The organism is Rhizobium sp. CECT 9324, assembly GCF_918741265.1.
Classification (GTDB): Bacteria; Pseudomonadota; Alphaproteobacteria; order Rhizobiales; family Rhizobiaceae; genus Allorhizobium.
Map to the genome: position 1 here is coordinate 901,858 of NZ_CAKKMZ010000001.1, position 26,018 is coordinate 927,875.

A 26,018-nucleotide genomic window follows, 5' to 3' on the forward strand; every position below is an offset into this window, starting at 1 on the left:
GAAAGATGGGCGCTAATGCCGGAATTGCCAGAGGTAGAGACAGTCAGGCGTGGATTGAGCCCGACCATGGAAGGCGCGGTATTACAGCGCCTTGAGCTCAGAAGAGCCGATCTGCGCTTCCCCTTGCCGCGTGATTTCGCCGCAAGGGTCGAGGGCCGCCATATCACCGCTCTGTCCCGCCGGGCGAAATATCTGCTGATCGACCTGGAGGACGGTACGACCGTGATCGCCCACCTCGGCATGTCGGGATCGTTCCGCATCGAAACGGCGGTTGCTGAAGAGGTACCCGGCGACTTTCACCATGAAAGAAGCAAGGATGAAAAGCACGATCATGTCATCTTTCATCTGCAGCGGCCGGAAGGAACCATGCGCGTCATCTACAATGACCCACGCCGGTTCGGCTTCATGGATCTCGCGTCCCGGGCGGAGCTGGATGTTTATCCGGCTTTTCGCGACCTCGGTCCCGAGCCGGTCGGCAATCTTCTGTCTGCCGACTATCTGGCCAGCCGTTTCAATGGTCGCAGCCAGCCGCTGAAGAGCGCGCTGCTCGACCAGAAGGTGATCGCAGGTCTGGGAAACATCTATGTCTGCGAAGCTCTGTGGCGCTCTCACCTGTCGCCAACCCGCAAAGTGTCCACACTGGTCACCAAGGCGGGCAGGCCGAAGCCGGAACTCGGCCTTCTGGCCGACAGTATCCGCGAGGTCATCGCCGACGCCATCCTGGCTGGCGGGTCGTCCTTGCGCGACCATATACAGACGGACGGCACGCTTGGCTATTTCCAGCACAGCTTCCGTGCATACGACCGCGAAGGCCATGCCTGCCTCACGGCCGACTGCGGCGGTACCGTCGAAAGGATAGTACAATCCGGCCGCTCGACCTTCTATTGTCAGCGCTGCCAGAAGTAACACCACGGAACATCATAAAGGGAGTGAGGAATGTCCTTCGAGACCATTTTGATCGAGCGGCGCGACCGCGTGGCGATCGTCACGTTGAACCGGCCGCAGGCACTGAATGCGCTCAACTCGACCGTGGCGCGCGAACTGCGGCAGGTCTTTGAGCAATTGCAGGCCGATGCCGAGATCGGTGCCGCCGTCTTGACCGGCTCCGAAAAGGCGTTTGCTGCCGGTGCCGATATCAAGGAGATGCAGTCACTCTCGTTCGTTGATGCCTACACGGGCGACTTCATCGGCACGTGGGACGATATTGCCGGCTTTCGCAAGCCGCTGATCGCGGCCGTCTCCGGCTTCGCTCTCGGCGGCGGCTGCGAGCTTGCCATGATGTGCGACTTCATCATCGCCTCGAAGACGGCGAAGTTCGGCCAGCCCGAAATTACGCTCGGCATCATCCCGGGCATGGGCGGCTCCCAGCGCCTGACCCGTGCTGTTGGAAAGGCCAAGGCGATGGACCTTTGCCTGACGGGTCGCATGATGGATGCGGTGGAAGCGGAGAGTGCCGGCCTCGTTGCCCGTGTCGTTGAGCCTGAGCGTCTTCTGAACGAGGCGATCGAGGCGGCGGCCAGGATCGCCTCCTTCTCGCTGCCGGCGGTCATGATGGCCAAGGAGGCGGTCAATCGGGCTTTCGAACAGACCCTCGGCGAGGGATTGCGCTTTGAACGACGCCTGTTTCATTCGCTCTTCGCCACCGAAGACCAGAAGGAAGGCATGGCCGCATTCGTCGAGAAGCGCAAACCGGGGTTCCGGAATCGCTAACAAGATGAAGGGCAGGCGCGATTCATTCAGAATCCGCGTTGACGCAATCGCGCTTTCCCGCTATATGCCCGCCCACGGTTGGGAAAGCCGCTGGGCTTTTCCGAAATAGCTCCCCATTTGCTGAATTGGCAGGTCGCAATGACCCGACGCGGCGAGGGTGGGGTTTGGTTTGAATTCGAAGAGAGGCATCATGGCCAATACAACTTCGGCGAAGAAGGCGACCCGCAAGATCGCTCGCCAAACTGCAGTCAACAAGGCTCGCCGTTCGCGGGTCCGTGGTTTCATCCGCAAGGTTGAAGAAGCGATCGCATCGGGCGACGCAACTCTGGCCAAGGATGCCCTTCAGGCGGCTCAGCCGGAACTGCAGCGCGCAGCCACCAAGGGCGTTGTTCACGCCAACACCGCATCGCGCAAGATCTCGCGTCTTGCCTCGCGTGTGAAGGCCCTCTCGGCCTAATTTAAGACATAGTTTCGACGAATTTCGAAGAGCCTGGCATTGCGCCGGGCTTTTTGTGTTTTCCCATTGCGGTTATGGCATCAGTTGATTTAGCGATTGCTGTTTGACGGGAGTGTATCAGTCGGGTGACAGAAAAAAAATAATAATTTCAAGTGCTTACTGGAGGTGCCCTATTGAGGTGACGCTTTACCCAAGGGCAGGTTCGGCTCAATCTGAGTCAAGCGAATTTTTATTTTTCCGCTCGTCAAACGCTCAAACGCACAGCCATTTTCGAATCCCCTTGATTCAAAAGCGATTCTTTTGCGGGGGAATGTGACGCAAAAACGATGGACGCAGAGTCAATGGCCGACGATCATTTTTGCGGAAAATTCACGGTTGATATTGCCATTTGATCCTGCCTTAATGAGGTCAAGCAAGGGGCTTGGGACGAGCCCGGAAGGGCGATCTGAACGGCAAAAGCTGCGATGATTTACCAGCCCTTGCTGGAGCGGGATGGATCTATTCCGTTATCCCATAAACTGATTGGTATTGCATCGGAAACGACATCGTTTCCGCGCCCTACCTTATTGCGTCTTGAGTGGCTTCGGGACGAGCGAATGCGGGCGGGCTTTTCATGTCGAGGATGGAAAGCAGGCCTGGAAACTGAAAACGCTGTTTGAGGGGGCGGCGTTTTGTCGGAGCACGGCCATTGGCTGAGTTTCCGGCTCGATCATGGGGATTGCCGAGACGATTGCGTCTTGGCGCGAGATAAAGCGGCTGCCGGGCGGAGATAAGACGCCCGACACCTGAAATGATTTTGGAAGGCGGCAAAATGCATATTAATTCAATGACGGCCGGTGCGTTGGTAAATGGGGACCACGCACATTCGGCGCTGAGTGCCGCGTGCTCCGATGGAGCAGGAGAGAATGCCGAAATGAAGCACAATGCTCTTTTCGAGCGTTTCAGCCTCCGCCTCAAGGCACAGGTTGGACCTGACGTCTACGCGAGCTGGTTTGGGCGCCTCAAACTCCATTCTGCATCGAAAAGCGTCGTGCGGTTGACCGTGCCGACAACATTTCTAAAGTCCTGGATCAACAACCGATATCTCGATCTGATCAGCTCGATCTTCCAGGCTGAAGATCCTAACATTCTCAAGGTGGAGATCATGGTGCGCAGCGCAAGTCGCGCTGTCCGTGGTCCGATCGTTGATGAACGTCAGGTTCCCGCTGATAACACCCAACCGGCGACAGGCCGCAAATCCGGCCCCCAGACCGCTGGTCAGATTGCCGCAGCGCAGGCCCCGGCGACCAATTCGGCGCGCGTTGGGACCGCAACCCCGCTTTTCGGCTCACCGCTCGACTCGCGATATACCTTTGACGGCTTTGTCGAAGGTGCGTCGAACCGCGTCGCGCTTGCCGCAGCCAAGACGATTGCCGAAGCTGGCGCTGGCGCCGTGCGCTTCAACCCGCTCTTCATTCATTCCTCCGTTGGTCTCGGCAAGACACACCTGCTGCAGGCGATTGCCAATGCCGCCGTGCACAGCCCGCGTGCCCCGCGCGTCGTCTATCTGACCGCGGAGTATTTCATGTGGCGTTTCGCAACCGCCATCCGCGACAACGATGCCCTGACGCTGAAGGACTCGCTGCGCAACATCGATCTCCTGATCATCGACGACATGCAGTTCCTGCAGGGCAAGATGATCCAGCACGAATTCTGCCATCTGCTCAACATGCTGCTCGACAGCGCCAAGCAGGTCGTCGTGGCGGCAGACCGTGCACCATGGGAACTGGAATCGCTCGACCCGCGCGTGCGTTCGCGCCTTCAGGGTGGCGTCGCCATCGAGATGGAAGCGCCCGACTACGACATGCGCCTGGACATGCTGAAGAGCCGTCTGGACGCAGCCCGCAAGGATGATGGCGCGCTTGAAATTCCGGCAGACCTTCTGGAACATGTTGCCCGCAACATCACCAGCAGCGGCCGCGATCTGGAAGGCGCCTTCAACCAGCTGGTGTTCCGCCGTTCCTTCGAGCCGAACCTGTCCATCGAACGTGTCGATGAACTGCTGGCCCATCTTGTGGGTGCCGGCGAGCAGAAGCGCGTCCGCATCGAAGACATTCAGCGCATTGTCGCGCGCCATTACAATGTTTCGCGTCAGGAACTGGTGTCGAACCGCCGCACGCGTGTCATCGTCAAGCCGCGCCAGATCGCCATGTATCTGTCGAAGACCCTGACGCCGCGGTCTTTCCCGGAAATCGGTCGTCGCTTCGGTGGTCGCGATCACACGACGGTTCTGCATGCCGTGCGCAAGATCGAGGATCTGGTCAGCGAGGATACCAAGCTGAGCCACGAGATCGAGCTGCTCAAGCGGCTCATCAATGAGAATAATGCATGAGGAACCAAGGCCGGCGCAAATGCCGGCCTCTTTTTTTGGCGGCTGTCAGCGGCTGGGAGTGAAGAATTTCAGCGCTACAGAGGGAATGCAGACCGATCCCCGGATTGCATTGTCTCGCCTGCAATCAACAGGCGAGATCAGCGACCACGGCATCAAGGATCAGCATGCCCGGCGGTGTGCAGCGCAGCCGCGAATTGCCGAGCCGTTCGATAAAGCCTTGTTCCAGTAAAAACTGCTCGCGTGCCGGATCGGGATCGCGGCCGGAGAGTTGCTGCCAGCGGGCGAGATCCACCCCTTCACGCAGACGCAGTCCCATCAGCAGAAGCTCGTCCGCCTGGGCCTCGTTGTCCAGCAGTTCCTGGTCGACCATGCCATGGCCCCGCTGCTCGACGGCCGTGAGCCAGGTTTCCGGGTGTTTTTCGGTCGCCGTTGCAATCTTGGACCGTCCACGGGTCAAGCGGCCATGCGCGCCGGGGCCAATGCCGGCATAGTCGCCGTAGCGCCAATAGGTCAGGTTGTGGCGGCTTTCAGCGCCCGGACGGGCATGGTTCGACACTTCATAGGCGGGCATGCCTTCGCGTTCCGTGATCTCCTGCGTCGCCTCATAGAGGACGGCCGCATGTTCCTCGTCCGGAACGATCAACTTGCCAGCCTTGTGCAGGCCGAAAAAGGCAGTGCCTTCCTCAATGGTCAACTGGTAGAGCGACAGGTGATCGACGGCATAGGACATCGCTTCCTTCAACTCGCGCTCCCAGGCCTCGACCGTCTGCTTCGGACGGGCATAGATCAGGTCGAACGACATGCGCGGGAAGATCTCGCGCGCCAGACGAATGGCGCGCAGCGCATCCTCGACGTCATGCAGGCGGCCAAGGAATTTCAGGTCTGCATCATTGAGCGCCTGGACGCCGAGAGACACGCGATTGACGCCGGCCGCGCGATAACCGCGGAAACGTGTCGCTTCGACGCTGGACGGATTGGCTTCCATCGTCACTTCGATGCCGTTGGGCACATGCCAGGCGCCGGCAATGCCATCCAGGATCGCCGCAACCGTCGATGGCTCCATCAGCGACGGTGTGCCGCCACCCATGAAGATGCTGGTCACGGTCTTGGGGCCCGATAGCTCGCGCATCGCCTTCATTTCCCGCAGGAACGCAGAGACGAAACGGGCCTGATCCACCGGCTGATGCCGGACATGACTGTTGAAGTCGCAATAAGGGCATTTGGCCGCGCAGAACGGCCAGTGCACATAGATGCCGAAGCCCGGTTCGCCGGTATCGGGCAGAAGCGTGAAGGCTTCGGTCATGAGCGGGTCAGGCCTCCAGGCAGGTTTCGACAAAAAGCTTGAAGGCGCGCGCACGGTGCGACAGCGCCTGCGGATCGCCGGGCTTCCAGCCGTGTTTTTCGTCAGACGACATCTCGCCGAAGGTCCGCGTGTGACCCTCCGGCTGGAAGATCGGATCATAGCCGAAACCCGCGCTGCCGCGCGGTGGCCCGGCAATGACGCCCTCGATCTCGCCGCGGAAGAATTCGGTATGGCCATCGGGCCAGGCAAGGCAAAGCACGGAGACGAAGCGGGCGCTTCGCTGGGACGGCTCAGTGGCGCCACGTTCCGCAAGCGCGGTTTCGACCTTATGCATAGCCATGGCAAAATCGCGGCTACCGTCCTCGCGCTCGGCCCAGTTGGCGGTGTAAACGCCGGGTGCCCCATCAAGCGCGTCGATGACAAGGCCGCTGTCGTCCGACAGCGACGGCAGGCCGGAAGCCTTGGCCGAGGCCAGCGCCTTGATCGCGGCATTTTCCTCGAACGTCGTGCCGGTTTCGTCGGGTTCTGCAAATTTCAGTTCGGCCGCAGATTTGGCGGAAAAGCCGAAGGGGCCGATCAGATCGGCGATTTCCGCGATCTTGCCGGCATTGTGGCTGGCCACGACGATGGTGCGGGTGTCGAGCTTGCGCATAAATGATCAGTCCAGATTCCAGAGTTTCGGTTCGGCGCATTCCAGGCTATTGCCCGCAGGATCGCGGAAATAGATGGAACGGGCGCCACTTGGCCAGCGAAAATCGGATTCGATCTTAACGCCGGCCTGCTGCAATCGCGCCAAAACGACAGCAATCTCTTCCCCGGGCACTTTGAAGCACAGGTGGCCTGCGCCGGTTGCGCCATGGCTCGGCACAGGCAAGGTGCCGGCAGGCGCTGGCTGGACCGTTTCCGTCGGGTTGAAGATCAGCAATACCGTTTGGCCACAGCGGAAGAAGATGTGGCGGTTGCCCTGGCGCGCGATTTTTTCGAGCCCCAGGATTGTTTCGTAGAAATGCTCGGCAGCGTCGAGGTCGCTGGCATAAAGCGCCGCTTCCAGCACGCCTTGCAAGGATTGAGACACCTGCCGAACCTTTCCTGTCTTGTGGTTTAAGCGAGCGCCTGCTTCTGCAACGCGACCAGTTCATCGATACCATTGCGGGCGAGGCCGAGCAGGGTGAGGAACTCGTCCTGGCTGAACGGCTTGCCTTCGGCCGTGCCCTGGATTTCGACGATACCGCCGGAACCGGTCATGACGAAGTTCGCATCCGTTTCGGCCGCCGAATCTTCCAGATAATCGAGATCGATCACCGGTTGGCTGGCAAAGATCCCGCATGAAATTGCCGCGATATGGTCCTTCAGCACCTTCTCGACCTTGATCATGTTGCGGGTTTCCATCCACTTCAGGCAGTCGTGGAGCGCGATGAAGGCACCGGTGATCGATGCGGTGCGTGTGCCGCCGTCGGCCTGGATGACATCACAGTCGATCGAGATCTGGCGTTCACCCAGCGCTTCGAGATCGACGATGGCGCGCAGCGAGCGACCGATCAGGCGCTGGATTTCCTGTGTGCGGCCACTTTGCTTTCCAGAGGCGGCTTCGCGTTTCATCCGGTCACCGGTGGCGCGCGGCAGCATGCCGTATTCAGCGGTCACCCAGCCCTTGCCGGAATTGCGCAGCCATGGCGGCGTCTTTTCTTCAAGGCTTGCCGTGCACAGAACATGGGTGTCGCCGAACTTGACGAGGCAGGAGCCTTCCGCATGCTTGGAAAAATTGCGCTCGAACGAAACCTTGCGCATTTGGTCGGTTTTTCTGCCTGATGGCCGCATTGCGATCTCCTAGATTGTCTGACGCCTTCTAGAGCTTTTCCCGATCAAATGGAAACAGTTCTGTCGTCCGGCATGTGGCGCAATCAGCTTTTGCAATGAAAAGCCTGGATCTCGCGGAAAAGCCGTATCCTCTTTCGGATTTGGCCTTTGTGATCGTTGTCATAGTGACTATATTTCGTTTCATGAAACACAGCAGACAGTGCTTGCTCTGAGAATGGGTGCACCGACGAATACAATCACCGACATGTCTGCCTCGCTGGACGATCGTTCCAGAGAGGTTTTTCGGCGTATTGTCGAAACTTATCTGGATTCCGGCGATCCGCTCGGATCGCGCAATTTGTCACGCCTGCTGCCCATGTCCCTCTCCCCGGCCTCCGTGCGCAACGTGATGAGCGATCTGGAGGGGCTTGGCCTGATCTATGCGCCGCATATCAGCGCAGGACGCCTGCCGACCCAGCTCGGATTGCGTTTCTTTGTCGATGCGTTCATGCAGGTTGGCGACCTGTCTGACGAAGAGCGTGGAACCATCGAGCGTCAGATCAGGCCACCCAGCGCCGATCAGCCGATGGAGAGCATGCTGACAGAGGCCAGCCGCATGCTTTCCGGACTGTCGCGTGGCGCCGGCTTGGTGATCTCATCCAAGAACGATCCGATCCTCAAGCATGTTGAATTCATCCGGCTGGAGCCGACCAAGGCGTTGGCTGTCCTGGTGGGTGAACACAATCAGGTTGAAAACCGCATCATTGAGCTTCCTGCGGGCATTACCGCATCCCAACTCACCGAAGCGGCCAATTTTCTGAATGCCAACCTTGCCGGCCAAACGCTGACAGAATTGCGCGGTCAACTGGAAAAACTGAAGACGCAGGTTGCCGGCGAACTGGATGCCCTGTCTCAGGATCTGGTCGAGCGTGGTCTGGCCGTCTGGTCGGGGGGTCTTGGCGACCAGAAGCCGACACGCTTGATCGTGCGCGGGCGTGCCAATCTGCTGGAAGGTCTTGCAGGATCCGAAGATGTCGATCGTCTTCGTCTGCTTTTTGATGATCTGGAACGCAAGGAAAGCCTGATCGAGATTCTCGACCTGGCCGAAACCGGACCGGGCGTGCGCATTTTCATCGGCTCGGAGAACAAGCTGTTCTCCCTGTCCGGTTCTTCGCTGATCGTTGCGCCCTACCGGGATGGCGAAGACCGGATTGTCGGGGCGGTTGGCGTAATTGGCCCAACGCGACTGAACTATTCCCGCATCGTGCCGATGGTGGACTACACCGCCCAACTCATGGCGCGCCTGGCGCGTTCTGGCCGATAAGCGCTTCTTTCCCTTCCACGCCTTGATTTTTTCACGACAAACCCTGATATCGGGCTCAACTTCGAAACCCAGAATTCGAACAAACACAATAATTCGGAGATCGTCATGACCGATGAGACCAACAAGAACGGACCTGACACAGTGGCTGAAGCATCCATGCCGGAGTCAGCGGAAGAGCAGATCGTGGTCGAAAACGAAGCGGAGGTAGATCCTCTGGATGCTCTGAAAGCAGAAAATGCGGATCTGCGGGATCGCTTCCTGCGGTTGGCTGCTGAAATGGACAATCTTCGCCGCAGAACGGACCGCGAAATCAAGGACGCCAAGTCCTACGCTGTGACGGGCTTTGCCCGCGACATGCTGTCGGTCTCCGACAACCTGCGCCGCGCGATCGAAGCCCTGCCGGAAGAAGCGCGCACGACGGCGGACGCTGGTCTTGCTGCCTTGATCGAGGGTGTGGAAATGACCGAGCGTGGCATGCTGGCGACGATGGAGCGTCACGGCATTCGCAAGATCGAGCCGGTCGGTCAGAAATTCGACCCCAATTTCCATCAGGCGATGTTTGAAGTGCCGAACCCGGATGTGCCCAACAGCACCGTGGTCCAGGTCGTCCAGGCCGGTTACGCCATCGGTGATCGCGTGCTGCGCCCGGCCATGGTTGGTGTCGCCAAGGGTGGCCCAAAGATCGACGCGACGGCAGACGCTGCCGGCAAGGCCTGAGCCTCAAGCCATGCATGAAACAAAAAAGCGCCCATCGCGGGCGCTTTTTTTATGTCTGTGACTGATTGCTTCAGGCCGCGTTTGACGCATGTTCCTGATTGAGGAAGGTGAAGATCGCCGACGCGGAATCGGTCGCGCGCAACTTTGCCACCAGATCCTGATCGCGCAGGACGCGGGCAATGCGTGACAAAGCCTTGAGATGGTCTGCACCGGCCCCTTCCGGGGCGAGCAGAAGAAACACCAGATCGACCGGCTGGTCATCCAGCGCCTCAAAATCCACCGGCGTGTCAAGCCGAGCGAAGACGCCGGTGATCTGCGTGATGCGGTTGAGCTTTCCGTGCGGAATGGCGATGCCATTTCCAACCCCGGTAGAGCCGAGGCGCTCTCGCTGCAAGATGACGTCGAATATTTCCCGTTCGGGAATATCGGTCAACTTCGAGGCTTTTGCCGCAAGTTCCTGAAGCAGTTGCTTCTTCGAGTTCACCCTGAGGGCGGGTACGACAGCATCCTGTTGCAGCAAATCTGCCAAGGCCATATCAACTTCCTTCATGCTGGAGATACGAGACGGCGGGCGAGTGCCTCACTGGCAAACCGCCCGCCGCTGTGCTTCTTCAGCCTTTGATGTTGGCGGAATCGATCCACCCAATATTACCATCATTGCGACGGTATACGATGTTTACTTCTGCGGTTCCCGGACTTCTGAACAGGAGAACTGGTTCGTCGGTCATGTCCAGCGCCATAACTGCCGAGGCGACCGACATGGTCCTCAGCTTCTTGGTGCTTTCGGCTACGATCGTGGGTGCATAATCTTCCGGCACCTCGTCTTCGTGATCGTCCGGAACCGAATCCATGACGGTGTATGCGACTTCGATGGACGTGCCCGCAACGCCGACGGCATGGTGATCCTTCAGCCTGCGCTTGTAGCGTCGCAGGCGCTTTTCAATACGCTCGAAAGCCGTATCGAAAGCCAACTGAGGATCGTTCGCCTCGCCTGCGGCGTGAAGGTTGGCGCCTGCGTCGAGATGAACGAGGCAATCTGCGGCATACCGCGATTGCGACTTCGTCACGACGATCTGGCTTGAATAGCCTCCGTCGAAGTATTTGGTCACCGCATCTTCAATCCGCTCTTCGATCCGCTGACGGAACGACTCGCCGATTTCCATTTGCTTGCCGGATACACGCACACTCATGGAGTTTCCCTTCTTATCGTTGGTTTGCAAACCTATCGTTGGTTTGCGAAGACCATTTTACGCCAAGCCACGTCCGCGTCCAAGCTTTTCGAACGATCCGATGAATCTGTGCCACGTTCGATGGGCGTGTGCTGGTGATAAGTTTCAAGCAAGAGTATGCGCTACCGATTGCGGCGGGCTTCTAGCTTCCATCCCGTCGAAAGTCAATGCGCCGTTAAGATTCAGGTAACTTTCGCCTTATGAAGCCCCTAGATTGCGGGAATTTTTGCCATTGCGCGCTTCTCTCTGCGTCGCTGCACGGAGGATGGGATATTCATGGACTCGCGATATTTTGCCACCGTTCTTCGGGCAAGATCGACGCCGCTCTTTTTCAACGTGTGCACAATATCGTCATCGGACAGGACGGCCTCCGTGCTTTCCTGTGCGATCATCATGCGAATGCGATGGCGAACCGCTTCGGCGGAGTGGGTGTCGCCGCCCTCGGCGGATGCAATCGATACGCTGAAGAAATATTTCAGCTCGAAGAGCCCGCGCGGAGTCATCATGTATTTGTTGGTCGTGACGCGGCTCACCGTCGATTCATGCATCTTGATCGCATCGGCGACGATCTTCAGGTTGAGCGGCCTGAGATAGTCGACGCCCTGCTCGAGGAAGGCCGACTGCTGCCTGACGATCTCGACCGCCACCTTCATGATGGTTTTCGCGCGCTGGTCGAGGCTGCGTGTCAGCCAGTTGGCGCTCTGCATGCATTCCGACATGAAGGCATGGTCGCCGCTCTCCTTGTTGCCAGTCTGTCGTCCCACGGCTGCCATGTAATTCTGGTTGACCAGGACGCGGGGCAGGGCGTCGGGATTGAGTTCGACCTTCCAACCGCCAAGTGGATCGGGTCGCACCACGATATCAGGGGTCACCGATTCCGTCGCGCTATGCTCGAAATTGCTGCCCGGCTTCGGATTGAGTTTGCGGATCTCGGCCAGCATGTCGATGAGATCTTCCTCGTCGACGCCACAGATTTTTTTCAGCGTGCTGAAATCCCGTTTGGCCAGAAGTTCGAGATTTTCGACCAGGCCCGCCATTGCCGGGTCGTACCGATCCCGCTGGCGCAACTGTATGGCGAGGCATTCGCTGAGGGTCCGGGCGAACACACCGGCCGGCTCCAATGTCTGCAGTGTCTCCAGCACCTGTTCGATCGCATGCAGGTCGCGTCCCAGTCGCGACGCCACATCAGTGAGGTCAGCGCGCAGATAGCCGGCTTCATCCAGATGATCGACCAGAACGGCGGCAACGAGGCGGTCGGCATCGTTGTTCAGCGCAAAGGGAATCTGCTGGTTGAGATGGTCGCGCAGACTGATCTGACCGGCCACGAAGTCGTCAAGGTCGAAGCCCTCGCCGGTCTCGCCGGAATTGCCGGGCATCGACTTCCACTGGCTGAGCAGTTCCGGCGCATCGGGCCTGACAGCCGATCCTTCGTCGGAATAGGCATTGTCGAAATTGGCATCGAGCCGATCGTTCAGGCTGGCATTGCCATTCTCCTCATACCAGTCGCTATCGAGGGACGGGGTGGCGGGCGCGTCGTCATGGGTATGATTGTTGTCCGCGGAGACCAGCGGGCGGTCTGTCGGATCGGCACTATCGCCGCCCAAATCGCCATCATCTGCCACCATTTCAAGCAGGGGGTTGCGCTCGATTTCCTGGGAGATGAACTGCATCAGTTCGATATGCGTCATTTGCAGCAGTTGGATGGACTGCATCAACTGCGGTGTCATCACCAGAGACTGGCTCTGTCGCAGGAAAAGATTGGCGGATAAGGCCATGGTCGACGCTAAACTCCCTACATCCCCCGATAATTCCCGTCTTTCATGACGGGCAAAATCCACTTGGCCCAAAAATTGCTTTTTATTTTAGTTTGGTCAAGTCGCGGGAGGGGATGCGGAGGAGTTTTATTGGATCTGGGCCTTAGAGGCTGAACTTGTCGCCCAGGTAAAGGCGACGGACATCGGCATTGTTGACGATATCGTTTGCCCGCCCATGGGTCAAAACCTCGCCAGCATGGATGATATAGGCCCGATCAATCAGCCCGAGCGTTTCGCGCACATTATGGTCCGTAATCAGAACGCCAATGCCGCGTGCCGTCAAGTGCCGCACAAGATTTTGAATGTCTGAGACCGAAATCGGATCGACGCCGGCAAACGGCTCGTCAAGCAGCATGAAGGTTGGGTCAGTTGCCAGAGCGCGCGCAATTTCGAGGCGACGCCGTTCGCCACCGGAAAGGGCGACGGCTGCCGATTTGCGCAGCTTCTCGATATGGAATTCGTGCAGCAGTTCGTCGAGTTTCGCCTCGCGCTTGCGGCGATCGCTTTCATGCACTTCAAGCACGGCCCGGATATTGTCCTCGACCGACAGGCCACGGAAAATCGAGGCTTCCTGGGGAAGATAGCCGACACCCAGCCGCGCGCGTCGATACATCGGCATCGACGTGACGTCATTGCCATTGATCGTGATCGTGCCGGCATCAACCGGCACCAGCCCGGTAATCATGTAGAAACAGGTAGTCTTGCCGGCACCGTTGGGTCCGAGCAGGCCGACAGCCTCGCCCCGGCGCACCACAAGGGATGCACCGTTCACGACGCGTCGGGTATTGTATGTCTTGGTCAGGCCGTGGGCGATCAGTGTGCCCTCGTAGCGTGACTTGTCGCCCTTCAGTACAGGGCTACCCGGCGCAGCTTCCGCGGAACCGCCGGCTTTCTTGGAGAAAAATGGGATTTGCACGTTCAGACCGATCCCGTCACTGCTTTTTCTGCGATTTAGGGTCGAGCTGGATCTGTACACGTCCACCGCAGCTGTCGAGCTTGGCCTGGCCGGACGTCATCTGCACGGTCAGCTTGCAGCCCACGAATACATTCTGGCCTTCCGACAGGACCACGCGGTCGCCCTCAAGCACGAACACTTGCTTCGTCATGTCGAAGAAGCCCTTATCCGCCGTGGCCTGCTGCGTGCCGGACGACAGGAAGACCTTTTCCATGACATCGATCTTTTCGATGTCGGCATTGCCCTGGGTGACACTTGCACCTTCGCCGCGATAAAAAACCGTCATCGCGCCAGCCTGCAAGGTCGTTGCGCCCTGCACGACTTTGACATTGCCGGTGAAGAACGCCTTCTTCTCCTGCTCGCGGATTTCCAGCGCATCGCTTTCGATCTGGATCGGCTGATCGTTGGAAAGCTTCATGCCATCCATCTGGCTGCTCGTCGCCTGGCCGAAGGCGGAAGTCGATATGCAGGACATGAGGCCCAGCAGCATCAGATGGCCAGCGATGGAAAGCTTCGGGGAGCGGCTAGAAATCATGGTTTGGCGGCTTCCATTGACCCGTTGTTTCGAAGCGCTGACGGCTCGATATTGACCCGCACATCGCCAGCGAATGTGATTGTTCGCCCCTTATCCGTTATATTGAGCGACTTCGCAACAATCGAAGCGCCCTTGGTCTGGATTGCAACGGGATCGGAGGTTTGCATCGTGCCGCCTTTGATATCGAGGCGTGCCGATTGGAACTGGGCATCGAGGCCACTGTTGAGATTGAGCGTGAATGGTTTGTCGAGATTGAGAAACTCGGATCCACGGTCAAAAATGCCACCGATTGCCTGGACGCGTGCAATGATCTTGTCATTGACCGGCACGGCAGCGGCGATCGTTTCAAGAGCAATGATGTTCGGGTTCTTGATGTCCTGCAGTGCCCGCTCGGCGCGCATGGAATAACTGACGCCATCGGCGTTGCGCCCGGAAATTGCCGGTTTCTCCATCACGACCTTGCCATTCTCGATCTTGGCAGAGGCAATCTCGATATTTTCCGGCAGATAGGCGCGAACAATGGATACGCCGATGAAGATGAAGGAGATGAGGGCCGCTCCGACGGGCAGCAGTATCTTCAGTCTGCGCACTCTTCCGGAGTGGCTGACCGCGTTGCGATAGGCTTTCGCACCAGGCGAGTGCCCGGAGGCCTGCGCACTATCGTCTGTCCGTTGCAACATGAAGAAAACCCGTGTGATAGAGCGTACATCGCGTCGATGACTTCGCCCGAAGCCGACGTTTCGCATTTAAATCCGTGATTGCCAATATGGATTTTCGCACGCCAAATACAAGTTTGCATGGTGATGGGGCCAATTTGCGACCGCAAGAGGTCGAAGCCAAAATTGGCGGTAGCGGTTTGGCCGCATATGTGATTTCTGTCATAGCCTTCGCGATTGCTGCCATGTGCGGTTAAGTTGTTCCTTGACTAGGCTTTTTTGGTTTGGCAACGTTAGCGGCGATCAGAGCATTTGAGAAATTCAGGGGGAGCGCGCGTGATTAAATCGGAACTTGTGCAGATTGTCGCGGCCCGCAATCCGCATCTCTATCACCGGGATGTCGAAAATATCGTCAATGCCGTGCTGGATGAGATCACAGACGCGCTGGCAGGCGGCAACCGCGTTGAACTCCGCGGCTTTGGTGCATTTTCCGTCAAAAACCGTCCCTCGCGTTCCGGCCGCAACCCGCGCACGGGCGAAACTGTTTTCGTCGAGGAAAAATGGGTGCCTTTCTTCAAGACTGGCAAGGAGCTGCGCGAGCGCCTGAACCCCGGAATGGGCGACGAAGACGACGATTGATCATGTTGCCGGATTGAAAACGCCGGCCCGGTGATTAACTTGGGTGGCTTAGGCGCCGTGTCCTGACACGGCGGACAAATCGCAGGGAGTGCCGCCATGATCCGGAAGCTGTTCAGTCTAGTGGTCTTCATCCCGCTTGGCATTCTGTTGATCGTTCTGGCCGTTGCCAACCGCCAGTCGGTCAGCCTGGCGCTGAACCCGTTCAATCCGGCAGATCAGGCGCTTTCCCTGTCTGCGCCCCTTTTCATGTTGCTGATCCTGGCTGTCATTTTCGGCGTCGTGATCGGTGCCGTCGTCACGTGGTTCTCGCAGGGCAAATATCGCAAGCGCGCCCGCAACGAGAGCCGGTCTGCGCAGCGCTGGCAGGCGGAAGCCGATCGCCACAAGACCCGCGCCGAGCAGATTGCCGGCAGTTCCTTGCCGTCAATCGCATCGAAGTAGGCGTTTCACGGCCAACTTCGCCCAATTCTCGGCAAAATCGCTTTCCGCTCCTCTGGTGGAATGATATGGGCAGCGCCACAAGAGCACGCACCCACGGATAGATGACGTGAAGAACAAGGAACGCCGCCCCGGTGGCAAACCGCCGTCAGGCACCAATCCCAAAGCCGATCAGGGACAGAGCGCCAAACTGGGCGCCAAATCGAGCGCCAAGCCGGGTGTCAGGTCGAGCAGTCGACCTTTCAAGACGCAGCCGTCAGCTGCTGACGCCGTTCGCCAACCGCCGCGCGAGGAACACCGGCCGGGCACGGCAAAACCGTCATCTCAGGCACACGGCGGACACAAGGCCCGCGATGCACAGGTCGAAACCGTTGCGACTGAACCGGCGCGCCCGTTGATGGTGCGCAGCGGTGACCGCCCTGCTGAACGCGTGCCGCTGATCCTGGAATCGGCTGGTGCCGGCGATTTTCATCTGATCGACAGCGGCGATGGCCTGAAGCTCGAGCAGTATGGCCCCTATCGTATCGTCCGCCCGGAAGCCCAGGCACTTTGGCCAAAGACGCTGCCTGCACATGTCTGGGACAATGCAAACGCAATCTTCACCGGTGATACGGACGAAGACGGCATGGGCCGCTGGCGGTTTCCGAGCGAGGCCCTGGGTGAAACCTGGCCAATGGCGCTGCTGGATGTCGATTTCCATGGCCGGTTCACCGCTTTCCGCCATGTCGGTGTCTTTCCCGAGCAGATTGCCCATTGGGCCTGGATGAAGAGCCAGGTCGAGCAGGCTGGACGTCCATTGAAGGTACTCAACCTGTTTGGCTATACCGGCGTTGCCTCGCTTGTCGCCGCGGCAGCCGGCGCCGAAGTCACCCATGTCGACGCATCGAAGAAGGCAATCGGCTGGGCGCGGGAAAACCAGTCACTCAGCCGTCTCGACAAGGCGCCGATCCGCTGGATCTGCGAGGATGCGATGAAGTTCATCCTGCGCGAGGAGCGTCGGGGCAACCAATATGACATCATCTTGACCGACCCGCCGAAGTTTGGCCGCGGGCCGAATGGCGAAGTCTGGCAGTTGTTCGAGCATCTGCCTGTCATGCTCGATATCTGCCGCGAGCTGCTGTCGCCAAAAGCGCATGGCCTCGTGCTGACCGCCTATTCGATCCGTGCCAGCTTCTATTCGATCCATGAATTGATGCGCGAGACCATGCGCGGTAAGCGTGGGCTGGTGGAATCCGGCGAACTGGTCATCCGCGAAGCCGGCCTTGACGGCAAGACCCCGGGGCGCGCGCTTTCAACCTCACTCTTCAGTCGCTGGGTACCGAAATGACCGATGATTTCAGACAGGAAGGCGTGCGCCGCGTCGGCCAGGTGAAGGAAGTTACAAGCCTCGCCAATCCGATCGTCAAGGACATCAAGGCACTGTCGCAGAAGAAGAGCCGCGACGAGAGCCGGACGTTCCTGGCTGAGGGCCTGAAGCTGGTCATCGATGCGCTAGAACTCGGTTGGACGATCCGCACCCTGGTCTATGCCAAGGCCGGCAAGGGAAAGCCGCTGGTTGAAAAGGTGGCCGCCCGCACGATCGCCGCCGGCGGCCTTGTACTCGAAGTCAGCGAAAAGGTCATGTCGGCGATCACCCGGCGCGACAATCCGCAAATGGTATCGGCGGTCTTCGAGCAGCGTTGGGCCTCTCTGAGAGACGTTTCGCCTTCGGATGGCCAGACCTGGGTTGCCCTCGACCGTGTCAGAGATCCCGGCAATCTCGGGACGATCATCCGCACCGCCGATGCCGCCGGCGCTTCCGGCGTCATCCTCGTTGGCGATTGCACCGATCCCTTTTCGCTGGAAACCGTTCGCGCCACCATGGGCTCGCTGTTCGCAGTGCCGCTGATCAAGGCGACGCCGGCGGAATTTCTCAAATGGAAAAAGGGTTCCGGCGCCCGCCTCGTCGCCACCCACCTCGCTGGCGCCGTCGATTATCGCACGATCGATTATCGCTCGAAGCCGGTCATCCTGATGATGGGCAACGAACAGTCGGGCCTGCCGGACGAGCTCGCCGAGGCCGCCGATGCGCTGGCCCGTATCCCGCAGGTCGGCATGGCGGATTCGCTCAATCTGGCGGTTGCCACCGGCGTCATGCTGTTTGAGGTCCGCCGTCACCTGCTCAAGCTCGATGGGGCCAAATAAGCAATGCTGGCTGTATTCAATCGACCGCTACCGGTTGCGATTTTCATTGTCGTCGCTCTGATCCTCGATCAGGCGATCAAGTATGCTGTCGAGATCTATCTGCCGATGCACGAACTGGTGCCGGTCGTCCCTTATCTCGGGCTCTATCGTACCCACAATCTCGGCGTCGCTTTCTCCATGCTGTCGGACGCCGACGGCTGGTTCATCGTCGGGCTTCGCCTGCTGATCGTTGCCTTCGTGCTCTGGCTTTGGCGCAAGACTGGCCCCGATCAGCATTTCGCCCATCTCGGTTTTGCCATGATCATCGCTGGTGCGCTTGGCAATCTGGTCGATCGTTTCGTCTATGGCCACGTCGTTGACTACATTCTTTTCTACACCCAGACTTGGTCCTTCGCGGTCTTCAATCTGGCCGATAGCTTCATCACGCTTGGTGCGCTTTGCATCGTGGTCGACGAGATCATGACCCACCGCAGAGGCAAGCCAAGTCAGTATTGAACGGGTCCGGTTGGCCTGCGGACCTGTCACTTTCCTGTCGCAGATTCGTGGTTTATGACGCGGGAAAAGAAGCCGGATTTTATCGCGATGAGCGTAGAACTAATCGATCACGGATCACTGCTTGAGCCGCAACGCGCGCCCGCCACTGGTCTGGCTACGCTGAATACTGGGCTCCTTGGGCGTATTGGTTCCCTGGAAACGCGCCTTGCGCGCTCAGAGCGTGAGATCGATGCGGCTCAGGCCGTCCGCTACCGTGTCTTTGTTGAGGAAATGAAGGCCCAGGTTAGTCCGGAAGGTGCGCGTAGAGGTCGTGAGATCGACGCGTGGGATGCGCTTTGCGATCACCTGCTGGTCCTGGACCGGTCGATCGAAGGCGATGCCGAGGATCAGATTGTCGGCACCTACCGTCTGCTACGCCATGAGGTGGCGCGCGCACACGGCGGCTTCTATTCCGGAGCCGAATTTGCCGTCGGCGCATTGCTCGACCGCCATCCGGAAAAGCGCTTCATGGAGTTGGGTCGCTCCTGCGTCCTCCCCGAGTACCGCACCAAGCGCACGGTTGAACTTCTATGGCAGGGCTGCTGGGCCTACGCACTGCAGCACCGGGTCGATGGAATGTTCGGCTGTGGCTCTTTCCCTGGCATACGCCCGGAAGAACACGCGCTGGCTTTGTCCTTCCTGCATCAGAATGCGGTCGCCAAGGGTGAATGGGCGGTCAGCGCCCGTCCCGAGCTTTACCGCGAAATGGACCTCATGCCGTCCGAGGCCATCAATGCACGGCGCGCGCTCTCCGCTATGCCGCCCCTCATCAAAGGTTATCTTCGCCTGGGTGCCATGGTCAGCAACGGTGCCGTTGTCGACCACGCGTTCAACACCACGGACGTGCTGATCATCCTGCCCATCGCCAGCATATCCGGCCGCTACGTCAATTATTACGGCGCCGACGCCGGCCGTTTCGCCAGCTAGACATTGCGTCATCGCAGCTTAATTGCCTCTGTTGGAGGCGGCTCTGCTCTGCTTTTCGTGTTGTCCGGCGGCGAGATCTCGGGTGGAATTGGCAGATCGGCCAGTTCCCTCTCATGCATGGCGATGACTTGCGGATGACCCAGTGGATTGTGGCGCCAAGGCGAACCGACTGGCGGCTGCGATCGCGCTCTCCTATTCCAGAAAAACTTGAACATCATATCGCCTTTCTGACCGAGCGTCAGGCCGTGAGAAAGTCTCAGTCCCTAATTTCTGCAAGGTGGCGCTGTTTTCAATTGAGATTTCGAGCGTTCGGCTCTAGATTTTCTATATGAAAAATCTCAATCAGGTTCACCTGAACGGTCTGCGCGCGGTGGAAGCTGTCAGCCGGTTGGGCTCTCTGCAGTCTGCGGCTCAGGAGCTTGGCGTTTCAATCGGTGCCGTCAGCCAGCAGGTGATCAAGACCGAACAGCAATTGGGGCGCCAGCTGTTCGAGCGCACACACCGCGGTATGGTGGCATTCGACACGGCCTCCGACATCCTTGCGCGCCTTTCAGAGGGATTGCGCCATCTGTCTGGTGCCGTGGCGCTGGCGCAGCGCAGCGATGACAAGGTTTTGACGATTTCAGTCGCGCCGGTCTTTGCCGCCCGATGGCTGGTTCACCGCATCAGTGCCTTTTCCGAACGTTTTCCCGATATCAGCCTCAGGATCGATGCGACGGATCGTTTGAAAGACCCGACATTCTCCGATGTCGATCTCTGTATCCGGGTGGGAAAAGGCAACTGGGTCGGCTGCCGCTCTGAGCTCATTCTGGAGCAGCGCATCTTTCCGGTCTGCACACCGGCCATGGCCGAAGGGCTGCTGACGCCCGCCGATCTGCTGGCGCGGCCGAAGATCATCGATGGCCGAGCCATGTTTACCTGGGACGTCTGGCTGTCTGCGGTGGGCCTTGCGGGATCGGAAGTTCATGCCCGTCATGTCTACAGCGAGGCCTCCTTGTGCCTTGACGCAGCAATGGCCGGGCAAGGCGTCATGCTGGCATGGCAGACGCTGGCCTCTCACCAACTACAGCATGGACAACTGGTCGCGCCATTCGGTCCCCCGGTCAAAACCGGGTTTGCCCATTATTTCGTCGTCGCGGAAACGGCGCGCCGCAGCGATAAGGTGGACAAGTTCAAGCGCTGGATGCGCGCGGAGTTGGATGAGGACATGGAGCGGCTGGAAGAGGCCGCTCCCGTTCTCGCTCAGGCGTCCGCATTGTAGGCGGCGATCGCCGCCATGTTGACAATGTCGCTGTCCTTTGCGCCGATCTGTGCGATCTGCACCGATTTCTCCAACCCGACCAGCAGCGGACCCATCACGGTCAGGCCGCCCAGTTCCTGCAGCATCTTGGTTGAGATCGCCGCCGAATGAATGGCGGGCATCACCAGCACGTTCGCCGTGCCCGACAGGCGGCAGAACGGATATTGTTCCATCCTATGGCTGTTGAGCGCCACGTCTGCGCCCATCTCGCCGTCGTATTCGAAGTCGACATGGCGGTTGTCGAGGATCTTGACCGCTTCGCGCAGGCGTTCGGAACGTTCGCCGGTCGGATGACCGAAGGTCGAATAGGCCAGCAGTGCAACGCGTGGCTCAAGCCCCAGGCGCCGGGCAACACCGGCAGCCTCTTCGGCGATATCGGCCAGTTCCTCGGCGGTCGGCATGTCATGCACGGCCGTGTCGGCAACCAGGATCGTGCGTCCGCGCGCCAGCGCCAGAGAGATACCGATAACCCGGTGGCCCGCCGCTGTGTCGATGCAGCGGCGTACGTCTTCCAGAGCCGTCGAATAATTGCGCGTCGTCCCCGTGACCATCGCATCGGCGTCGCCAAGGGCCACCATGCAGGCGGCAAAGTGATTGCGGTCGGTGTTGACGAGGCGCTGGGCGTCACGGTGCAGGTAGCCCTTTCGCTGCAGGCGGGCGTAGAGATATTCGGTATACGCCTCGACCCTTGTCGAGACACGGGCATTGACCAGTTCGATGCCAGGACGGTCGAGATCGATGCCGGCCCGCTCGGCCGTTGCCTTCAGCGGTTCGTCGCGACCAAGCAGGATGGCGGTGCCCAGCCCCTGGTTGGCAAAGGCGATGGCCGCGCGCATCACCTGTTCTTCCTCGCCCTCGGCAAAGACGACGCGCTTGGGATGGCTGCGCACATGCTCGTAGATCCGCTGGGTGGCGGCCGCGATGGGGTCGCGGCGGGCAGACAGCTCATGCGCATAGGCGCCAAGATCCTCGATCGCCTTGCGGGCAACCCCGGTTTCCATGGCAGCCCGCGCGACGGCCACCGGAATGGCCGAAATCAGTCGTGGATCAAAGGGCACTGGAATGATGTATTGCGGCCCAAATCGCGGTCGCTGCCCCTGATAGGCGGCGGCCACGTCGTCCGGCACATCCTCGCGTGCCAGGTCGGCAAGCGCCCGAACGGCTGCGATCTTCATCGCATCGTTGATCTGGCTGGCGCGCACGTCGAGCGCCCCGCGGAAGATATAGGGAAAGCCGAGAACATTGTTCACCTGGTTTGGATAGTCCGACCGGCCGGTTGCCATGATTGCATCGTCGCGGATTTCGGCGACCTCTTCCGGTGTAATTTCCGGGTCAGGATTGGCCATGGCGAAGATGATCGGGTTCGGCGCCATCGAGGCGATCATGTCTGACGAGAAGGCGCCTTTCTGCGAAAGGCCGAGAACGACGTCGGCACCTTCCATCGCTTCCCTCAGTGTCCGGCGATCGGTCCTGACCGCATGCGCCGATTTCCACTGGTTCATGCCCTCGATGCGACCCTGATAGATCACGCCCTTGGTATCGCAGAGGATGATGTTGTCGCTGTTGAAGCCCATCGCCTTGATCAGTTCGATACAGGCAATGGCTGCGGCACCTGCGCCATTGCAAACGAGCTTGGTCGTCTTGAAGTCGCGGCCGGTCAACTCCAGTGCATTGATCAGGCCGGCGGCTGCAATGATCGCCGTGCCATGCTGGTCGTCATGGAAAACCGGGATGTCCATCAGTTCGCGCAGCCGGCTTTCGATGATGAAGCAGTCGGGTGCTTTGATGTCTTCGAGATTGATGCCACCGAAGGACGGGCCGAGATACCGCACGCAGTTGATGAACTCGTCGACATTTTCCGTGTCGACCTCAAGGTCGATCGAATCGACGTCGGCAAAGCGCTTGAACAACACGGCCTTGCCTTCCATCACCGGCTTGGAAGCCAGCGCGCCAAGATTGCCCAAGCCGAGAATGGCGGTGCCGTTCGAAATGACGGCGACCATATTGCCACGCGTCGTATAGTCATAGGCCGTCGCCGGATCTGCCGCGATCGCCTTGACCGGAACGGCAACGCCGGGCGAATAGGCCAGCGACAGGTCGCGCTGCGTAGCCATCGCCTTTGTCGGCGTGATTTCCAGTTTGCCGGGGCGTCCCTGCGAATGGAAATCGAGCGCTTCCTGTTCGGTGACCGAGACGCGCGTGCGAACTGTTTTCTTGTCGATCGGCATGTTTCCCCTCAGCTTGTTGTGGGCAGCTTCGTTGTCGTCGGCCCATCATGTTGTTTTTCTGCAGCGCAGGTCGTTAGTGTTGCACGACTTTATCATCAAGAAAACATTGGCCAGTGACGATCTATTCATCCACCCACAACGAGGTCCTGAACGTGGCAACGCTTGCCTCTGAGGAAAGCCGCGCGTCCGCCACGCCGATGATGGAGCAATATATCGAGATCAAGGCCGCCAATCCCGGCAGTCTGCTGTTCTATCGCATGGGTGATTTCTACGAGCTGTTCTTCGAGGATGCCGTCGACGCCTCCCGCGCACTCGGCATCACGCTGACCAAGCGCGGCCAGCATCTCGGCCATGACATCCCCATGTGCGGTGTGCCGGTTCATGCGGCCGATGATTATCTGCAGAAGCTGATCATGCTTGGCTTCCGGGTTGCCGTCTGTGAGCAGATCGAGGATCCGGCCGAAGCCAAGAAGCGCGGCTCGAAATCCGTCGTCAAGCGCGATGTCGTGCGTCTGGTGACCCCCGGAACGATTACTGAAGAAAAGCTGCTGTCGCCATTCGAATCCAACTATCTGATGGCGCTGGCCCGCATTCGCGGCGGCAGCGCTCCGCAGTTGGCGATTGCCTGGATCGATATCTCGACGGGCATCTTTCGCCTGGCGGAAACGACAGAGACCCGCCTGCTCGCCGATATCCTGCGCATAGAGCCGCGCGAGCTGATCGTGCCGGATACGCTGTTTCATGACGAGGAGCTGAAACCCGCCTTCGACGTGCTCGGTCGTGTCGTCGTGCCGCAGCCCGGCGTTCTGTTCGACAGCGCCAGTGCCGAAGGCCGGATCGCCCGCTATTTCGGCGTGAGCACACTGGATGGCTTCGGCAGCTTCTCCCGCGCGGAGATTGCTGCTGCCGCCGCAGCCGTCGCTTATGTCGAAAAGACCCAGATTTCCGAGCGCCCGCCGCTCGGCCTGCCCGAACGGCAGAACGCCGCCTCGACCCTGTTCATCGATCCGGCCACCCGCGCCAATCTCGAGCTGGTGAAGACGCTGTCGGGCGAACGCAACGGTTCGCTGCTGAAGGCGATTGATCGCACGGTGACCGGCGGCGGCGCTCGTCTGCTGGCCGAACGGCTGATGTCGCCGCTGACCGATCCAGAGGCGATTGCCGCACGACAGGATTCGGTTGCATTCCTTCTGACCGAAAACCTGTTGATCGATCGCCTGCGCGATGCGCTAAAACGCGTGCCCGACATGCCGCGTGCCCTGTCGCGCCTGGCGCTCGACCGCGGCGGTCCGCGCGATCTCGGCGGCATCGTCAACGGTCTGGCTGCAGCTGCCGACGTTGCGGCCCTGCTGGCTCCGGCGCGTTTGCCGGAGGAACTGTCTGACGCCCTGGCTGATCTCAATGCATTGCCGCAAGGTCTCGGCCAATCGCTGTCGGCCCTTCTGGCCGATGAGCTGCCGCTGCTCAAGCGCGACGGAGGCTTCCTCCGCGAGGGGGCTGTTGCGGAACTCGACGAGATACGTGCGCTGCGCGACCAGTCGCGCCGCGTCATTGCCAGCCTGCAGCTGCAATATGCCGAGGAAACCGGTATCAAGTCGCTGAAGATCAAGCACAACAATGTGCTGGGTTACTTCATCGAGGTCACCGCCGGCAATGCCGGTCCGATGACCGATAACGATGAGGGCAAAGCCCGCTTCATCCATCGCCAGACCATGGCAAATGCCATGCGCTTCACCACGACGGAACTCGCCGATCTCGAAAGCCGCATCGCCAATGCTGCCGGCCAGGCGCTGGCGATTGAACTTGAAGCTTTCGGCCGCATGGTTGCCGATGTCGTGGCCGCTGCCGAGCCGATCAAGGCCGCCGCCCGCGCACTCGACATCATCGATGTCGCGGCCGGCCTCGCATCCTTGGCCGAGGAGCAGGGCTATTGCCGCCCGATCGTCGATGACAGCCGCATGTTCCAGATCACCGCGGGTCGCCATCCGGTCGTCGAGCAGGCACTGCGCCGCCAGGCCGCCAGTCCCTTCATCGCCAATGATTGTGATCTTTCGCCGGAAAAATCCGGTGGCAACGGTGCAATCTGGTTGCTCACCGGCCCCAATATGGGCGGTAAATCGACCTTCCTGCGTCAGAATGCGCTGATTGCCATCATGGCCCAGATGGGCTCCTTCGTGCCAGCCGGGGCTGCCCATATCGGCGTGGTCGATCGGCTGTTCTCGCGGGTCGGCGCATCCGACGATCTCGCCCGCGGCCGCTCGACCTTCATGGTCGAAATGGTCGAGACGGCGGCGATCCTCAACCAGGCGACCGATCGCTCACTGGTGATCCTCGACGAGATCGGTCGCGGCACGGCAACCTTCGATGGTCTCTCGATCGCCTGGGCGGCGGTCGAGCATCTGCATGAGGTCAATCTCTGCCGCTCGCTGTTTGCCACGCATTTCCACGAGTTGACGGCCCTGTCGGAAAAGCTGGCGCGCATGTCTAATGTGACGATGCGGGTCAAGGAATGGGACGGCGACGTCATCTTCCTGCATGAGGTCGGCCCGGGTGCTGCAGACCGCTCCTACGGCATTCAGGTCGCACGTCTCGCCGGTCTTCCGGCAGCCGTTGTCGCGCGTGCCCGCGACGTGCTGGCCAAGCTCGAAGATACCGATCGCAAGAACCCGGCAGCCCAACTGATCGACGATCTGCCGCTGTTCCAGGTGGCCGTGCGCCGCGAGGATGCCCGCAAGGCCGGTCCCTCCAAGGTAGAGGAAGCCTTGAAGTCACTTGATCTTGACGACCTCACGCCTCGTCAGGCACTGGATGCGCTCTATGATCTCAAGAAACAACTTGGCAAGTCTTGAGAGGTAAGGTGCCTGTCAAACACGCCGGAAAGGCGTTATAGCGCCATCCGA

25 protein-coding genes are annotated in these 26,018 nt (G+C 59.6%); 14 read left to right on the forward strand and 11 right to left on the reverse strand.

Going from position 1 to position 26,018, the window contains the following annotated elements:
* The first annotated feature begins 15 nt into the window (after nt 1-15).
* The 4 genes from mutM (at nt 16) to dnaA (ending at nt 4,538) form a co-directional block, all read left to right on the forward strand.
* Nucleotides 16-906 (forward strand): bifunctional DNA-formamidopyrimidine glycosylase/DNA-(apurinic or apyrimidinic site) lyase, encoded by an 891-nt coding sequence (mutM, locus tag LQ231_RS04290; protein ID WP_230170423.1) that lies wholly within the window; start codon nt 16-18, stop codon nt 904-906.
* Nucleotides 907-936: 30 nt separating this feature from the next.
* On the forward strand, nt 937-1,710 hold the full coding sequence (locus tag LQ231_RS04295; RefSeq protein WP_230170424.1) for an enoyl-CoA hydratase: 774 nt from the start codon (nt 937-939) through the stop codon (nt 1,708-1,710).
* 190 nt (nt 1,711-1,900) lie between these two features.
* On the forward strand, nt 1,901-2,167 hold the full coding sequence (gene rpsT, locus LQ231_RS04300; protein WP_007602428.1) for a 30S ribosomal protein S20: 267 nt from the start codon (nt 1,901-1,903) through the stop codon (nt 2,165-2,167).
* An 811-nt stretch (nt 2,168-2,978) separates the two neighbouring features.
* Entirely contained in the window at nt 2,979-4,538 is a 1,560-nt protein-coding gene (gene dnaA, locus LQ231_RS04305; RefSeq protein ID WP_230170425.1) for a chromosomal replication initiator protein DnaA, read from the forward strand.
* Between the two features lie 124 nt (nt 4,539-4,662).
* On the opposite strand, the gene hemW is transcribed toward dnaA, so the two are convergent.
* From hemW to rph, 4 genes are read right to left on the reverse strand one after another with little or no spacing between them, the layout of a single operon-like run.
* Nucleotides 4,663-5,841, reverse strand: a complete 1,179-nt coding sequence (gene hemW / locus LQ231_RS04310; protein WP_230170426.1) for a radical SAM family heme chaperone HemW — start codon at nt 5,839-5,841, stop codon at nt 4,663-4,665.
* A 7-nt stretch (nt 5,842-5,848) separates the two neighbouring features.
* Entirely contained in the window at nt 5,849-6,493 is a 645-nt protein-coding gene (gene rdgB, locus LQ231_RS04315) for an RdgB/HAM1 family non-canonical purine NTP pyrophosphatase (protein WP_230170427.1), read from the reverse strand.
* Between the two features lie 6 nt (nt 6,494-6,499).
* Complete coding sequence (locus LQ231_RS04320; RefSeq protein WP_230170428.1) at nt 6,500-6,916, reverse strand: VOC family protein; 417 nt, start codon at nt 6,914-6,916, stop codon at nt 6,500-6,502.
* 26 nt (nt 6,917-6,942) lie between these two features.
* Nucleotides 6,943-7,659 carry a ribonuclease PH gene (rph, locus tag LQ231_RS04325; protein ID WP_007602438.1) on the reverse strand — a complete coding sequence of 239 codons (717 nt, stop codon included), beginning with the start codon at nt 7,657-7,659 and terminating at the stop codon, nt 6,943-6,945.
* Nucleotides 7,660-7,873: 214 nt separating this feature from the next.
* Here rph and hrcA point away from each other — a divergent pair, with 214 nt between their 5' ends.
* Both hrcA and grpE read left to right on the forward strand, forming a co-directional pair.
* Nucleotides 7,874-8,962: a heat-inducible transcriptional repressor HrcA gene (gene hrcA, locus LQ231_RS04330; RefSeq protein ID WP_113143062.1), complete on the forward strand. Its 1,089-nt coding sequence runs from the start codon at nt 7,874-7,876 to the stop codon at nt 8,960-8,962.
* Between the two features lie 48 nt (nt 8,963-9,010).
* Entirely contained in the window at nt 9,011-9,679 is a 669-nt protein-coding gene (gene grpE, locus LQ231_RS04335; protein ID WP_290371372.1) for a nucleotide exchange factor GrpE, read from the forward strand.
* Between the two features lie 70 nt (nt 9,680-9,749).
* Here the strand turns inward: grpE and ptsN are convergent, their stop codons facing one another.
* The 6 genes from ptsN to lptC form a co-directional block, all read right to left on the reverse strand.
* Nucleotides 9,750-10,214 (reverse strand): PTS IIA-like nitrogen regulatory protein PtsN, encoded by a 465-nt coding sequence (gene ptsN, locus LQ231_RS04340; RefSeq protein ID WP_113143064.1) that lies wholly within the window; start codon nt 10,212-10,214, stop codon nt 9,750-9,752.
* A gap of 76 nt (nt 10,215-10,290) precedes the next feature.
* Nucleotides 10,291-10,869 (reverse strand): ribosome-associated translation inhibitor RaiA, encoded by a 579-nt coding sequence (gene raiA, locus LQ231_RS04345; protein ID WP_113143065.1) that lies wholly within the window; start codon nt 10,867-10,869, stop codon nt 10,291-10,293.
* 248 nt (nt 10,870-11,117) lie between these two features.
* Complete coding sequence (rpoN, locus tag LQ231_RS04350) at nt 11,118-12,683, reverse strand: RNA polymerase factor sigma-54 (RefSeq protein WP_230170430.1); 1,566 nt, start codon at nt 12,681-12,683, stop codon at nt 11,118-11,120.
* Nucleotides 12,684-12,825: 142 nt separating this feature from the next.
* A complete protein-coding gene (gene lptB, locus LQ231_RS04355; RefSeq protein WP_113143213.1) occupies nt 12,826-13,572 on the reverse strand; it encodes an LPS export ABC transporter ATP-binding protein in 747 nt (248 codons plus the stop codon).
* An 82-nt stretch (nt 13,573-13,654) separates the two neighbouring features.
* On the reverse strand, nt 13,655-14,212 hold the full coding sequence (locus LQ231_RS04360; protein WP_230170431.1) for an LptA/OstA family protein: 558 nt from the start codon (nt 14,210-14,212) through the stop codon (nt 13,655-13,657).
* Entirely contained in the window at nt 14,209-14,892 is a 684-nt protein-coding gene (lptC, locus tag LQ231_RS04365) for an LPS export ABC transporter periplasmic protein LptC (RefSeq protein ID WP_113143068.1), read from the reverse strand. Before lptC ends, LQ231_RS04360 begins: the two co-directional genes overlap by 4 nt.
* Before the next feature lie 312 nt (nt 14,893-15,204).
* Here lptC and LQ231_RS04370 point away from each other — a divergent pair, with 312 nt between their 5' ends.
* The 7 genes from LQ231_RS04370 (at nt 15,205) to LQ231_RS04400 (ending at nt 20,851) form a co-directional block, all read left to right on the forward strand.
* Entirely contained in the window at nt 15,205-15,507 is a 303-nt protein-coding gene (locus tag LQ231_RS04370) for an integration host factor subunit beta (protein WP_113143069.1), read from the forward strand.
* A gap of 96 nt (nt 15,508-15,603) precedes the next feature.
* A complete protein-coding gene (locus LQ231_RS04375; RefSeq protein ID WP_113143070.1) occupies nt 15,604-15,948 on the forward strand; it encodes a LapA family protein in 345 nt (114 codons plus the stop codon).
* Between the two features lie 106 nt (nt 15,949-16,054).
* A complete protein-coding gene (locus tag LQ231_RS04380) occupies nt 16,055-17,272 on the forward strand; it encodes a class I SAM-dependent rRNA methyltransferase (protein ID WP_230170432.1) in 1,218 nt (405 codons plus the stop codon).
* Entirely contained in the window at nt 17,269-18,129 is an 861-nt protein-coding gene (locus LQ231_RS04385) for an RNA methyltransferase (protein ID WP_230170433.1), read from the forward strand. The genes LQ231_RS04380 and LQ231_RS04385 overlap by 4 nt, the downstream gene beginning before the upstream one ends.
* A 3-nt stretch (nt 18,130-18,132) precedes the next feature.
* Nucleotides 18,133-18,624: a signal peptidase II gene (gene lspA, locus LQ231_RS04390; RefSeq protein WP_230170434.1), complete on the forward strand. Its 492-nt coding sequence runs from the start codon at nt 18,133-18,135 to the stop codon at nt 18,622-18,624.
* An 87-nt stretch (nt 18,625-18,711) separates the two neighbouring features.
* Nucleotides 18,712-19,590 carry a GNAT family N-acetyltransferase gene (locus LQ231_RS04395; protein ID WP_113143214.1) on the forward strand — a complete coding sequence of 293 codons (879 nt, stop codon included), beginning with the start codon at nt 18,712-18,714 and terminating at the stop codon, nt 19,588-19,590.
* A 328-nt stretch (nt 19,591-19,918) separates the two neighbouring features.
* Nucleotides 19,919-20,851: a LysR substrate-binding domain-containing protein gene (locus tag LQ231_RS04400; protein WP_230170435.1), complete on the forward strand. Its 933-nt coding sequence runs from the start codon at nt 19,919-19,921 to the stop codon at nt 20,849-20,851.
* On the opposite strand, the gene LQ231_RS04405 is transcribed toward LQ231_RS04400, so the two are convergent.
* Nucleotides 20,833-23,118 carry an NADP-dependent malic enzyme gene (locus tag LQ231_RS04405; protein WP_230170436.1) on the reverse strand — a complete coding sequence of 762 codons (2,286 nt, stop codon included), beginning with the start codon at nt 23,116-23,118 and terminating at the stop codon, nt 20,833-20,835. The two genes, LQ231_RS04400 and LQ231_RS04405, sit on opposite strands and share 19 nt — an antisense overlap.
* A 197-nt stretch (nt 23,119-23,315) precedes the next feature.
* On the opposite strand from LQ231_RS04405, the gene mutS reads away from it, so the two are divergent.
* Entirely contained in the window at nt 23,316-25,967 is a 2,652-nt protein-coding gene (gene mutS / locus LQ231_RS04410) for a DNA mismatch repair protein MutS (protein ID WP_230173240.1), read from the forward strand.
* Nucleotides 25,968-26,018 lie beyond the last annotated feature (51 nt).

Excerpts from the sequence above, each read along its gene's own strand:
- mutM (WP_230170423.1), top strand. The coding sequence starts at position 16 with ATGCCGGAATTGCCAGAGGTAGAGACAGTCAGGCGTGGATTGAGCCCG.
- LQ231_RS04295 (WP_230170424.1), top strand. The coding sequence starts at position 937 with ATGTCCTTCGAGACCATTTTGATCGAGCGGCGCGACCGCGTGGCGATC.
- rpsT (WP_007602428.1), top strand. The coding sequence starts at position 1,901 with ATGGCCAATACAACTTCGGCGAAGAAGGCGACCCGCAAGATCGCTCGC.
- dnaA (WP_230170425.1), top strand. The coding sequence starts at position 2,979 with ATGCATATTAATTCAATGACGGCCGGTGCGTTGGTAAATGGGGACCAC.
- hemW (WP_230170426.1), bottom strand. The coding sequence starts at position 5,841 with ATGACCGAAGCCTTCACGCTTCTGCCCGATACCGGCGAACCGGGCTTC.
- rdgB (WP_230170427.1), bottom strand. The coding sequence starts at position 6,493 with ATGCGCAAGCTCGACACCCGCACCATCGTCGTGGCCAGCCACAATGCC.
- rph (WP_007602438.1), bottom strand. The coding sequence starts at position 7,659 with ATGCGGCCATCAGGCAGAAAAACCGACCAAATGCGCAAGGTTTCGTTC.
- hrcA (WP_113143062.1), top strand. The coding sequence starts at position 7,874 with ATGGGTGCACCGACGAATACAATCACCGACATGTCTGCCTCGCTGGAC.
- ptsN (WP_113143064.1), bottom strand. The coding sequence starts at position 10,214 with ATGGCCTTGGCAGATTTGCTGCAACAGGATGCTGTCGTACCCGCCCTC.
- raiA (WP_113143065.1), bottom strand. The coding sequence starts at position 10,869 with ATGAGTGTGCGTGTATCCGGCAAGCAAATGGAAATCGGCGAGTCGTTC.
- rpoN (WP_230170430.1), bottom strand. The coding sequence starts at position 12,683 with ATGGCCTTATCCGCCAATCTTTTCCTGCGACAGAGCCAGTCTCTGGTG.
- LQ231_RS04360 (WP_230170431.1), bottom strand. The coding sequence starts at position 14,212 with ATGATTTCTAGCCGCTCCCCGAAGCTTTCCATCGCTGGCCATCTGATG.
- lptC (WP_113143068.1), bottom strand. The coding sequence starts at position 14,892 with ATGTTGCAACGGACAGACGATAGTGCGCAGGCCTCCGGGCACTCGCCT.
- LQ231_RS04375 (WP_113143070.1), top strand. The coding sequence starts at position 15,604 with ATGATCCGGAAGCTGTTCAGTCTAGTGGTCTTCATCCCGCTTGGCATT.
- LQ231_RS04385 (WP_230170433.1), top strand. The coding sequence starts at position 17,269 with ATGACCGATGATTTCAGACAGGAAGGCGTGCGCCGCGTCGGCCAGGTG.
- lspA (WP_230170434.1), top strand. The coding sequence starts at position 18,133 with ATGCTGGCTGTATTCAATCGACCGCTACCGGTTGCGATTTTCATTGTC.
- LQ231_RS04395 (WP_113143214.1), top strand. The coding sequence starts at position 18,712 with ATGAGCGTAGAACTAATCGATCACGGATCACTGCTTGAGCCGCAACGC.
- LQ231_RS04400 (WP_230170435.1), top strand. The coding sequence starts at position 19,919 with ATGAAAAATCTCAATCAGGTTCACCTGAACGGTCTGCGCGCGGTGGAA.
- LQ231_RS04405 (WP_230170436.1), bottom strand. The coding sequence starts at position 23,118 with ATGCCGATCGACAAGAAAACAGTTCGCACGCGCGTCTCGGTCACCGAA.
- mutS (WP_230173240.1), top strand. The coding sequence starts at position 23,316 with ATGATGGAGCAATATATCGAGATCAAGGCCGCCAATCCCGGCAGTCTG.